Raw genomic sequence first — 11027 nt, forward strand, 5'->3', positions numbered from 1 at the left:
TAGTTTACATGACCGCAAGCACTTTAGTCCGGGAACCCCGGATTCATCCGTGGAGCGAGAAAAAAGCTCCCCATCCTCATCACTTGCCCCCGGATTTATCAGTGGGAGCGCTTTCTTCAATCTGAAATCTCAAATCTCAAATCTCAAATCGATTGACTTTAGGAGTAAAAAATGCTGGATTTATTTAGCTCAGGGATGATGTCTCTGTGGCTGGACATGGCTGGGGTAGGCACTGCTGCGCCTAATGCTGCGTCAGTGCTGGCTTGGCGGGGAGGGATACCCGGGTTAGTAATGGCCGAAGATTTGGCTTTTGGGAGAATAAATGCGGCAAATCCAGACTTGCCCGCCGAAGCGACGGTGCGGGAATATTTAAAAGATTTGAAAGATAAGAACTTGATTGATGGGAATCAGGGAATTTGGGTGCAAGCGGGAATGATGCCGCTGGTAAGTCAGCACGGCAAGACGCTGATGCCTGGGGCTTCGCTGACTAAGATTGCGACTTCTCTGGCGTCGCTGGAGACTTGGGGCCCGGATTATCAGTTTGAAACGCGGTTCCGGGGAACCGGGCCGATTAGGAATGGTGTGTTGCAGGGGGATTTGGTGGTCAGCGGCGGGGGCGATCCGCTGTTTGTGTGGGAGGAGGCGATCGCCGTTGGCAATGCTCTCAATCAAATGGGTATCAATCGTGTGGCGGGGAATTTGGTGGTGACAGGAAATTTCCGCATGAATTATCAGTCCGATCCTTTGGTGGTGGGGGAGATACTGCGGCAAGCTCTTGAGGGTAGCAATTGGCCTGCGGACGTGGTGGCAATGTATTCTAAGATGGCTCCGGGAACTAGAAAGCCGCAAGTAACGGTGGCCGGCAGCGTCATTGCTGAGAAATTTGTGACTTCGGGGCGTTTGCTGCTGAAGCGCCGATCGCTCCCTTTAGCCGAAATTCTTAAGCAGATGAACGTCCACAGCGATAATGAGATGGCTCAGATGCTGGCAGACGATTTGGGGGGGGCCAAGATAGTCCAGCAGCAAGCGACTTGGGCTGCGGGGGTGCCGGAGGAGGAAGTTCAATTAGTTAACGGTTCGGGATTGGGAGTGGAAAATCGGATGTCTCCGAGGGCGGCTTGTGGGATGATGCAGGCGATCGCCCGCAACCTTCAGACTACTGGGCTGACGATTGCTGACTTGTTTCCGGTGTCCGGGCGCGATAAAGGAACTTTGGAATACCGACACATTCCGCGCTCGGCTGTGGTGAAAACTGGTACTTTGGACACGGTGATTGCTTTGGCTGGAGCCATACCCACGCGCGATCGGGGTTTAGTGTGGTTTGCAATTATTAATCGCGGCAGCGATTGGGACTCTTTGAGAGCACAGCAAGATATATTTTTGCAAAAATTGGTGCAGCAGTGGGGAACAGCATCGATTTTGCCAGTAGCAATTACACCGCACATTGACGGCGCCAGACCTGCCTTGGGGGCAGCAAATCGTAGCGATATTTTGGTCGGAGGTTAAGAAATAGGGGTTGAGTTGGGGTTCGCACAAAGACGACCGACATAATAGCTTAGAATTGAAACACGACTATTCTGCAAGAAGATGATCAAACTGCGATTGAAGAGATACGGGAAAAAACGCGAGACAAGCTACCGGATTGTAGCGATGAACAGTTCTACCCGCCGCGACGGCCGTCCCCTAGAAGAGCTCGGCTATTACAACCCCAGAAATAATGAAACCAGGCTGGATGTTCCAGCGATTGTCAAGCGCCTGCAAGACGGCGCTCAGCCAACTGACACCGTGCGTGACATCCTCAGAAAAGCCCATGTATTTGAACAAGTCGGAGCCGGAGCCAACGTTGAATCCAGCACAGCAACAGTCAGCTAGTCCCAACTATGCTGGACTGGTTAAGTTTTTAATTGGGCCTTTTTTAGAGACCCCAGGCTCTTTGCGGGTTGATTGCGAACTGCACCCGCGCCAATCGCGGGTCTGGGTTAGGCTCGCTTTTGAAGATCCCGACAAAGGCCGGGTTTACGGTAGGGGCGGACGCAATATTCAGGCAATTAGAACTACGCTCGAAGCGGTGGCGCAGACGGCGGGTCAGTCCCTCTACTTAGATATATACGATGGTGAAGCAGGCGATCGTGGATCTGGCCCGCCCAGGGGCGATCGCGATCGCCCAGATCGGCCGGATCGCGATCGCCCGGATCGCGATCGCCCAGATCGTGGCTCGCGGGAGCCGCGAGGCGACTTCCGACCCCGGACGCCACCTCCGTCGCCGAGTCCCTTAGCTAGCAGAACTCCGAGAGAACAACCTCGCCGTACTAACACACCTACGTTTAGAACGAGCCGAAATACTCCCGGTTATTAACTAACTGCAGAGCCAAGAAAGAATTTTAGATTTTAGATTGCCTGTTGTAGAGTTTGTATTAAAAGCCCCGTTTGGTTTGAAATTGCCGGTTTTGCGATCGGAAACAAATGTAAAATTTTAAATTTCAAACCAAAGGGGGCATCAGGTTAATCTAAAATCTAAAATTTCAAATCTAAAATCTAAAATTGCCTGACTTAATAGGAGGGAGATTTGATTTGTGCTTCCAGCACCAAACTCATTTGGGAGCTACATCTAAAAGACGCCTTAGATACTAGGTCAAACCTAGTAACGGGCGTCTTTTTGTTCGCAAATAGTGAGTCGTTTAACGCTTAGTTGTTAACTTTTAATTGCTTATTTGGAGGAGCTTATGTTGGCATGAATGAAAAACTAACAATAGAGTTACCGAGCACTCAAAGCGCAATGTCGCTGGCCGGTAATCAAGAAGAAAACCTGAAAATGATCTCTAAGCAAACCGGTGCTACCCTGGTAATGCGAGGGCAAGACCTGCTGATTTCTGGCACAAAAAGTCAAGTAGAATTGTGTCATAAATTAGTGCGCTCGCTCTCCGACTATTGGAAATCCGGCAAAAATATTACCGGAGTTGAAATCCAGACGGCGCGCCAAGCTTTGGATACCAACCGCCAAGGCGATTTACAAGACTTACAGCGAGACGTGCTCGCCAGAACCCGCCGCGGCGAAGAAATTAGAGCCAAAACCTTCAAGCAGCGGCAATACGTCCAAGCAGTACGCACGCACGACCTGACATTTTGCATTGGCCCTGCTGGTACTGGAAAAACATTTCTAGCAGCTATTTTCGCCGTGCAAGCGCTGTTGAGCAAGCAGTACGAACGGCTGATTTTAACCAGGCCAGCCGTGGAAGCTGGCGAAAAATTAGGGTTTTTGCCGGGAGATTTGCAGCAAAAAGTCGATCCATATTTGCGCCCGCTTTACGACGCCCTGCAAGAAATGATCGACCCTGAAAAAATGGCCGATTTAATGGAAAGAGGCTTGATCGAAGTAGCTCCTTTAGCTTATATGCGGGGGCGCACTCTCAGCAATGCTTTCGTCATTTTGGACGAAGCTCAAAATACGACGCCGGCTCAGATGAAAATGGTGTTGACTCGTCTGGGCTTTCGATCGAGAATGGTAGTAACGGGCGATATCACTCAAACAGATTTGCCGCCAAACCAACAGTCGGGATTGTCAGTCGCCCAAAACATTCTACGTAACGTTGAGGGCATTGCTTTCTGTGAATTTTCTCAAGCGGATGTGGTGCGACATCCTCTAGTGCAGCGGATTGTCGCTGCTTACGAACTGCACGAAACATGAAGGAAGAGGAAAGAAGGAAGAAGGAAGGCTTTAGTTATCTATGAGAGAAGGAAGAAGGAAAAATTATCTTTTTTTTATCTAATTCCTTTTCCTACTTCCTAACTCCCATTTGATTCTTATCGATTTAATCCAAAATCCACAATCTACAATCCAAAATTGATATGACTGCGACTCTGAAAGAATTCTTAGAAGCTTGCGAACAATTGGGAACGCTGCGTTTAATCGTGACTAGCAGCGCGGCGGTGCTGGAAGTGCGCGGTTCAATTCACAAGCTGTTTTATGCGGAGTTGCCGAAGGGTAAGTATGCCAATATGCACGCCGAAATATTTGAGTTTCACCTGAATATGGACAAAATAAAACAGGTGAAGTTTGAAACTGGTGAGGCAAAAAGAGGAAATTTCACTACTTATGCAATCCGTTTTCTGGACGAACAAAATGAGGCTGCTTTGAGCGCGTTTTTGCAGTGGGGAAAGCCGGGGGAATACGAACTAGGACAGGTGGAAAATTGGCACGAATTGAAGGAAAAATACGGGGAGGTTTGGGAACCGGCACCTGTTGAGGCGCTTTAAAAAATAGGCTTGTCCACCTTTGAATTGCATATTGGGGGCGGGTTGATGCCCAACCCCTACTCCCCTCAAGCAGAACATTTATTTTTGTGCAACAGGCATCTTGCCTGTTTATGAAAATGGTATAAAATAGGATGTTTAACTGATTTGTTGTCTAATTTTTGAATTAATGAACCGCAGAGGGCGCAGAGAACGCCAAGAAGAGAGAAAGAAGAGAAAGAGAAATATCAGGTTAGTTGTTTGAATGTAATTGGGTATGAAGGTAATTTGGGGTTTTTGTCTAGTTTTGGCGGTACTGCTGTGGGGTGGCGTTGCGAGAGGGGGGGTTTTGGGCGATCGCATATCAAGTTTTCCCAATTGGGAAAGCAAGCCTCCTATCGCTGTAGCTAAGGGAGATTTGGTATATCCGGACTGGATGGCGGGGAATTGGAATGTTGCGAGCACTTTGGTAGATTTAGCCGCTCCTTTAGCGCCAAATATTGTCACGCCAGGGTTTGAAAACAACCGCCAGTATTTGCAGCAGCCGGTATTATTTAAAGTACGATTTCAACCTGAAAAAAATCTTGGTTTTATTTATAAAAATACATCTAAAAAAGCTACAAAGATTGTAGCCGATCGCACTTTTAACGGTTTGAATATTGCCAAGGCTTATTTAGGCGATCGTGGCGTACTTTCGGTGAAAGTCGATCCGACCAATCCCAACCGCCAAATTACTGTTTTGAAAGGGGAACGCCAATTAATTTCGATTGTTACCAGTCGGGGAACTGAGACGCCGAATCCTGGCGAGTTTGTGTCTACAGAGATTTCTCAGCAAATTTTTCGGGGAGAGTCTGATATTTATTTAAATGAGGTGGAAACAACAACGGCTTATCAAGTTTTTGGAGGCGGGAAAAATGGCGATTTTGCGAGTAAAAGAATTGAGGCCGATCAGGTGACAGCGATTTATTTGTCGCCGCAAGACCCGGATTATTTTGCTGCTGGGGGGCATCCTGTAGCGTTGTACCGATATCGGTTGGAGTTGGTGCGGGCATAATTAAGTTGTCATCTCGATCTACCTAGCAACGATCGACTTTGTTCGGCCCTGTCTCTCCTTACATCAGCTTTGCTAATAACCCTCATCAGTTTAACTGTCGCTATGTTGGGAGTTGCTGGTGTCTTCGGTGGTTCTTTGTTCTCCGCCATGCACGGTTCTTTGGTAACATCTTCCTTGTGACAGTGACGAGTGGTGGAATTGATACGCGGGAAATCTATCGTCGGGTGGGTGTGCAGGAGGTTTGGTTTTGGGAGGATGGTGTAATTTCGGTTTATTGTTTGCGTCCAACGGGATATGAGTTGGTGAGTAAGAGTGAACTGTTGCCGGAGTTGGATTTGCGATCGATCGAGTTCTATTCGCGTATGGCAGACCAATATGATGCTGTGAATGCTTTTATGCGATCGATGTAGAATAGAAAAGAGTAATTCGGTGGCTTAATTGCGTTGCGATCGGGTGAAATTACCCCTAGCTTATATAAGATTTAACTTGCACTGAATATATGCTTTGAATACGGGATTGAGAAGAAACATCGATCGCGTTCCTACTAACACTTTTTCCACTAAGCCGCGTCGCGCTAAAGATTGTATGGCTTGCCAAAATTCTGGTTGGGATAATTCACTATCAGTAGCTTTTCGGGAAATATCTACAGTTTCATTTTTAGTGGCTAACCAGTATAACGCCTTTTTTTCTGAGTCTGATAAACGCTCTAGGTGAGATTCTAAGATGGGTTGTAAGTCACCTAAGAATAAATCATTTACATCGGATAAAAACAGGGAAACGCTACCATCAAATAACTCCCAAATAGTTGCAGCAATGATATTTAGCCAGGAAGGATGACCTTGATAAAGGGCGATCAAGTCTGACCATTTTTCCTCATCGACTAATCCTTTTTGTTGGAAAATTTCTGCGGCTTCTTCTCCTAAACCTTTGAGGTGTAAGCTTCGCGTGGAGAGGTTTTCGGCTTCTAAATTCGCGATTTCTTTGGGTTTTTCCCAACTGAGGAGGATTAAACAACTCTGATGAGAGGATGTGGCAATTTGTTTAAAAAATTTGCCATAGTCTTCATAGCCTGCTAAATATTGACCTGCTAATTGACTGCTACTAAAAATATTCTGTACGTCATCAAGAATTACTAGACAGCGAGAAGATCGGAAATAATCGATGATTGTGGGTAATGGGGGTTGTTGCGATCGCCCAAAAAATTGCTTGAGTTCGGTTTGGAGGGTTGAAAGTGCCGGAGTGTTGGTGAGGCTTAACCAAATAATATAATCAAATTCGGTTTGAATTTGTTCGATGAGTTTGAGGGCGATCGCGCTTTTGCCAATTCCGCTTAAGCCGTAGACGGTAATCAAGCGGGTGTGGGCTTGTAAAATCCATTGTTTGAGGGTGGAGAGTTCTGAAGTGCGATCGTAAAAGTAAGGGAGTTCGGGTGCGTCTGTTAAATCGATTATGGGCGATCGATCTTGATTTTGGGGAGATTCAGGGGGAAAGGGCGAGCGAGTTTTTGTATCTTCATTAGTTTGTACAAATTCATTACAAATATTAATATTGCCTTTTACACATTGAACAAAATTAGAAACTTGAGAAATACTATATTTTTTTTCTACTTTAGAACGAAAATTAAATTTATTAAGGTCTTCTCCTAATTCCTCACGCAACTTTTCCCATAACTTAGCCGCTTCTTTTTTAACGTGAGATTCACTACACTTAAACTCTTTAGCTATTTGAGGATATTTTTGCCTTTGCCAAACACCCGTCAGTATTGCTTCCTGTAGGGGTGTAAGATGTTCTCCGGTTTTATTAAAAATCGAATTATTCGCCCATTGTACAACATCTTCAACATTCATGGGTCAGCGTTGAGTGAGGTTGATTGTACTATATCCTACTAAATCCTACTTTGTCAAGTAAATTTTACCAAATTATACTAAATTGGTTCAGGATGGTTATAAAAATTGGATGCTAAATCCGACCGTTTTGAGTTGTCATATTTGATCGAAAGTATTGCGAAATAAAATCATATAATCTGCTATAATAATTCTATCTATAGTTTTCCTCATATCTATATAGTGTGCGTAATTTCTGTAAATAGAAGCTCTAACGATCATGGAAGTTATCACAAAATTTTACCAACCTTGGCTTGAGAAATGGCGCAACCATCGCTTTCAAGCTATTCTGTTAATATGTTTCTTCCTTTGGACACCGCTCCTAGTTGTGGAAACTTTGCAGGTTCAAAATTCCTGTCATCCCATGATTGATTGGTCTAAGGAGTTACCACCAGAATGCCAATTTAAACAACCTAAGCAGCTCAAAGTTGTTAATAAACCTGTGATTACCGAGACCAAAGTTTCCCCTCCGGCGAAGAAACCTGATTGGGTTCAGAAGCCATCGGAAAAAACTCCTCCTCCAGGGGAGGAGCAACCCAACAAACCGATTCAGGAATCATTAAAAGAAATTGAAGAATCTGCCAAACAGCATCCCGATATTACGGGAGCAACTATTGGAATTGTTTTTGCCACTGGTGCAGCTATCGCTAATGCACCCTTAGTTGTTACTGTAGGAATTGGCATTGCTCTGTGGTTAGCTATCAGAACAGCTCTTTCTCTTTAGAAAGCTAAATCAAAGTCTTGTCTAACTTACTCACCATACCTTTAAGCAGCAATTTACTGAAAATGGAACCTGTTTCTAATCAATCTCAACAATCTTCCAACCTAGCGCATAGTCCCTTAAATAGTGAGTCGCAAGTTGTTCCTTCTGGCACTGAGCAAATTCAGCAAAATTCAAACAGCCCAGAACCCCCATCGTTCTCTTTAAGCTTTTTAGGCTCGCAAATTTCAGTCGGTAAATGGGCTGTGCTGGGAATTGTAGTAGTTGCTACTGCGTGTACATTTTTTCTCTTAACTAAAGGAAGCGAATTTTGCTTTTTCAGCACTTGTACTACGACCGATTCTACGGCATCTATTGCTATTAATTTTTGGGGAACTTTAGGAGGTGCAGCAACTCTAATAATCCTCACAAACGTGCTTGGTGTCCCGCTCATTCCTGCTGTTGCTGTGGCAATGGGAATTTGGTTCTTGATGCAAATTTCACTTCATTAGTTTTTGACATTTTAAATCACTTGCATAATATGAATCTCGTCGAACTCGCTCAGGTTTCTAAATCATTCTATAAAGGGTTTGGCGTTTCTCAAGTCCTTAAAAATATCAATCTAACTGTAAAGCAAAACGATTTCATTGTTTTGCGCGGTGAAAATGGCTCTGGTAAGTCTACATTACTTAATCTAATTATAGGAGTCTTAAAACCTAGTAGTGGGCAGATTAAACTTATGGGACTTCCCCCAGATAACTCTTCTTCTAAAATTGGTTTGGGGGTAGTTTTGCAGGACACTCAAGTTCCCCGAAAAGTCAAAGTCAAAGAATTAGTTAATCTCTTGCGAAGCTATTACCCCAACCCTCTTTCCAGCGAAGATATCCTGAATAAAGTTAGTCTCGCACACAAGGAAGATGCTTGGGCGACTGATTTATCTGGGGGGCAAAAGCAGCGACTTTACTTTGCCCTAGCTTTGGCAGGAAATCCTCAACTTCTCATCCTTGACGAGCCAACGAGGAACTTAGACGATAAAGGCTATGAAGAATTCTGGAAGCAAATAAAACTCTGTCGCCAACAGGGAATCACTATTTTGATGGTGACCAACAATAAATCGGACTGGGAAGAGCTAGGTACTTTAGCTACTCGGTACGTCACCCTGCACAATCTCTCCGAATCTCCCCAAAAAAGCCAATTAGTTGAAGATTTTCCGATTCCTAAATCAGAAGAAAAGTTAGATGCTGTTGCCGTTCATGATCCCGTCTTCAATCAATCAGAGCCTTTAAATCCAAACATTTTAGTAATTATCCGAAACCAGTTTGTGTTTGAAACACGACAATTTCTTCGGACTCCTCTGTTTCTCCTTGCAACTCTCAGCTTAGTAGGTTTTGTACCCCTATTGAATAAAGTTCCAGGTATGACAGGAAATTCTGCAATAGAACCTATTATTTATATCTCGGGAATTATTTTTTTTACAATTGTTATCGATCGCCTCGGCAAACGAATTGCTGTTGAGCGCTCTGAAAGATGGCTGAAATTGTTGAGGACGACACCTTTACCCCCAGTCGCATACATAGTAGCAAAGATAGCGACAGCCCTCCTACTTTGTATCGTCAGCCTCTTACTAATTTTTGGGCTGGCAATCTGGCAACTGAAAATATCAGCCGATCCTAGTTCCTGGTTAGTTCTCTTCCTCTGCCTACTTCTGGGTATTGTCCCTTTCGCAATTCTTGGTCTGGCACTGGGATATTTGATCGACCCCAGGAGTGCTGATTCTATCCTCAGCTTATCGTTAATTGTTGTTCCCCTAACCTGCGGAGCATATCCAATTTCTGAATCAAAAATTGTACAAAATTTGATGGTACTATCGCCGTTTTACCACTATCGAGAGTTAGTTTTTTGGGCAGCAAAATTGAATTACGATAATCAGATATTTCTACACTTGCTATGGCTAATTTGGAGTTGCGGCGTATTTGGATTAATTGCTACTTGGTCATATCAGAGAGATCAAGCAGTTCAGTAATTTGTTTATCATCAACACAAGTTAAAAAGGCGGCATCAGGCGACCTCTTTAGTAATTGTCAAGAACCGGTAAAGGGAGATTCATGGTAAGACTAAGTAGAATCCAGTCTTCCAATACCTCTTGTAATTCTTCTGACACACCCTCCTACATCTTACAAATCGCCCTACCTCCTCACTGGCTGAAATCCCTGCACAAAACTCATCCAGCGTGGTACTTTATCACCTGTAATATCTAGGACAGGAATGTTGAAACTTCTGACATCGGGGCGACCGATTTCACCAGCCGAAAAAGTAATATTCGTAGGTTCCGATTTACCTAAACCATAAGCACTAACTATTTGATTAGCAAGTCGGCAGGTTATTGCAAAACTTCCCATATTAATCGTGCCACCTCCAGCCTCGTAATTCCATGTAATACCGGGTGTTAAAGTCCCCTCCTGACACATAAAGTGAGTGACTTCAAACATTTTAGCAATGTGAACATCATATCGCCTTAAGCGTCCTCCATATGCCGGTGCTCTGGTATCACTTTCTGGTACTACAATCGATCCAAAGCCTTCGTCAAAACCAAGCTTCATGGGTAGTGCTGTGGAACTTGTGAGCGGTTGACTCGCTTGAGGTTGTACGCGAGTCGGTGACATCTGTATTGGTTTGACAAATTGACTATTAGCGCGAACGAAACAACCTTGCGCTGCACCAGCAGCGTAGCTTTTTCCTACAAAAAGCCAAGGTAAACCCCTGGTATCGTTGAAAGTACCAGCAGCATTGCTAGGAAAGCTTTCAAAACGCTGTCCCTGTTTTAAGACACCAACTAAAGACCAATTAAAAAACTCAAATGGAGTGCGGTTGTCAGCACGCATAAGTTCTTCAAAAGAAGAATTTGTCATGCGACAATTTAACCCATTTGGATCTGGATCTACTACTTCCCAATAAGTATGATAAGCTCTTCCCATATAATTACCTTGATTATTAGGACTTGGGAGAGGTGCAGTAGAACCCAGTTTAGCTGTTCCTAATACCAGACAAGTTGCCAGAGTAATGGTTTTTAATTCTTTTAACATCAATACTCCGGACAGTTTTTGGAACGAGACTACAAGCTTTACAGCGCAAGGATCATAAATAAAGTCCAATTAAATGC

General features: G+C 44.4%; 13 protein-coding genes. 10 read left to right on the forward strand and 3 right to left on the reverse strand.

Annotated elements, in window-relative coordinates; all coding sequences use genetic code 11:
- Positions 1-171 precede the first annotated feature (171 nt).
- The 7 genes from QUA70_RS16480 (at position 172) to QUA70_RS16510 (ending at position 5694) form a co-directional block, all read left to right on the forward strand.
- Positions 172-1506, forward strand: coding sequence for a D-alanyl-D-alanine carboxypeptidase (locus QUA70_RS16480; protein ID WP_333348580.1), 1335 nt, complete (start codon positions 172-174; stop codon positions 1504-1506).
- An 81-nt stretch (positions 1507-1587) separates the two neighbouring features.
- Entirely contained in the window at positions 1588-1872 is a 285-nt protein-coding gene (rpsP, locus tag QUA70_RS16485; RefSeq protein WP_333085027.1) for a 30S ribosomal protein S16, read from the forward strand.
- Positions 1844-2356 (forward strand): KH domain-containing protein, encoded by a 513-nt coding sequence (locus QUA70_RS16490; RefSeq protein WP_333348596.1) that lies wholly within the window; start codon positions 1844-1846, stop codon positions 2354-2356. Before rpsP ends, QUA70_RS16490 begins: the two co-directional genes overlap by 29 nt.
- 375 nt (positions 2357-2731) lie before the next feature.
- Entirely contained in the window at positions 2732-3685 is a 954-nt protein-coding gene (locus QUA70_RS16495; protein WP_333348582.1) for a PhoH family protein, read from the forward strand.
- Positions 3686-3846: 161 nt separating this feature from the next.
- Entirely contained in the window at positions 3847-4254 is a 408-nt protein-coding gene (locus tag QUA70_RS16500) for a ChuX/HutX family heme-like substrate-binding protein (RefSeq protein ID WP_333333106.1), read from the forward strand.
- Positions 4255-4507: 253 nt separating this feature from the next.
- Positions 4508-5284 (forward strand): DUF6816 family protein, encoded by a 777-nt coding sequence (locus QUA70_RS16505; RefSeq protein WP_333333104.1) that lies wholly within the window; start codon positions 4508-4510, stop codon positions 5282-5284.
- 176 nt (positions 5285-5460) lie between these two features.
- A complete protein-coding gene (locus QUA70_RS16510) occupies positions 5461-5694 on the forward strand; it encodes a hypothetical protein (protein WP_333333102.1) in 234 nt (77 codons plus the stop codon).
- A 60-nt stretch (positions 5695-5754) separates the two neighbouring features.
- On the opposite strand, the gene QUA70_RS16515 is transcribed toward QUA70_RS16510, so the two are convergent.
- Positions 5755-7131, reverse strand: coding sequence for an ATP-binding protein (locus QUA70_RS16515; protein WP_333333099.1), 1377 nt, complete (start codon positions 7129-7131; stop codon positions 5755-5757).
- A 256-nt stretch (positions 7132-7387) separates the two neighbouring features.
- Here QUA70_RS16515 and QUA70_RS16520 point away from each other — a divergent pair, with 256 nt between their 5' ends.
- The 3 genes from QUA70_RS16520 (at position 7388) to QUA70_RS16530 (ending at position 9890) form a co-directional block, all read left to right on the forward strand.
- On the forward strand, positions 7388-7891 hold the full coding sequence (locus tag QUA70_RS16520) for a hypothetical protein (protein ID WP_333333097.1): 504 nt from the start codon (positions 7388-7390) through the stop codon (positions 7889-7891).
- Between the two features lie 62 nt (positions 7892-7953).
- Positions 7954-8379, forward strand: a complete 426-nt coding sequence (locus tag QUA70_RS16525; protein ID WP_333348584.1) for a hypothetical protein — start codon at positions 7954-7956, stop codon at positions 8377-8379.
- Between the two features lie 29 nt (positions 8380-8408).
- Positions 8409-9890 (forward strand): ATP-binding cassette domain-containing protein, encoded by a 1482-nt coding sequence (locus QUA70_RS16530; protein ID WP_333348586.1) that lies wholly within the window; start codon positions 8409-8411, stop codon positions 9888-9890.
- Between the two features lie 48 nt (positions 9891-9938).
- Here QUA70_RS16530 and QUA70_RS16535 read toward each other — a convergent pair whose 3' ends face one another.
- Both QUA70_RS16535 and QUA70_RS16540 read right to left on the reverse strand, forming a co-directional pair.
- Positions 9939-10028 (reverse strand): hypothetical protein, encoded by a 90-nt coding sequence (locus QUA70_RS16535; RefSeq protein WP_333336158.1) that lies wholly within the window; start codon positions 10026-10028, stop codon positions 9939-9941.
- Between the two features lie 25 nt (positions 10029-10053).
- Entirely contained in the window at positions 10054-10950 is an 897-nt protein-coding gene (locus QUA70_RS16540; RefSeq protein ID WP_333348588.1) for a hypothetical protein, read from the reverse strand.
- Between the last annotated feature and the right edge of the window lie 77 nt (positions 10951-11027).

The sequence above is a fragment of the Microcoleus sp. LAD1_D5 genome (assembly GCF_036702115.1).
In the GTDB taxonomy this organism is placed as follows: Bacteria; Cyanobacteriota; Cyanobacteriia; order Cyanobacteriales; family Microcoleaceae; genus Microcoleus.

Bases quoted from the DNA above. Each gene is read 5' to 3' on its own strand.
- QUA70_RS16480 (WP_333348580.1), top strand. From the start codon at position 172: ATGCTGGATTTATTTAGCTCAGGGATGATGTCTCTGTGGCTGGACATG.
- rpsP (WP_333085027.1), top strand. From the start codon at position 1,588: ATGATCAAACTGCGATTGAAGAGATACGGGAAAAAACGCGAGACAAGC.
- QUA70_RS16495 (WP_333348582.1), top strand. From the start codon at position 2,732: ATGAATGAAAAACTAACAATAGAGTTACCGAGCACTCAAAGCGCAATG.
- QUA70_RS16500 (WP_333333106.1), top strand. From the start codon at position 3,847: ATGACTGCGACTCTGAAAGAATTCTTAGAAGCTTGCGAACAATTGGGA.
- QUA70_RS16505 (WP_333333104.1), top strand. From the start codon at position 4,508: ATGAAGGTAATTTGGGGTTTTTGTCTAGTTTTGGCGGTACTGCTGTGG.
- QUA70_RS16515 (WP_333333099.1), bottom strand. From the start codon at position 7,131: ATGAATGTTGAAGATGTTGTACAATGGGCGAATAATTCGATTTTTAAT.
- QUA70_RS16520 (WP_333333097.1), top strand. From the start codon at position 7,388: ATGGAAGTTATCACAAAATTTTACCAACCTTGGCTTGAGAAATGGCGC.
- QUA70_RS16525 (WP_333348584.1), top strand. From the start codon at position 7,954: ATGGAACCTGTTTCTAATCAATCTCAACAATCTTCCAACCTAGCGCAT.
- QUA70_RS16530 (WP_333348586.1), top strand. From the start codon at position 8,409: ATGAATCTCGTCGAACTCGCTCAGGTTTCTAAATCATTCTATAAAGGG.
- QUA70_RS16540 (WP_333348588.1), bottom strand. From the start codon at position 10,950: ATGTTAAAAGAATTAAAAACCATTACTCTGGCAACTTGTCTGGTATTA.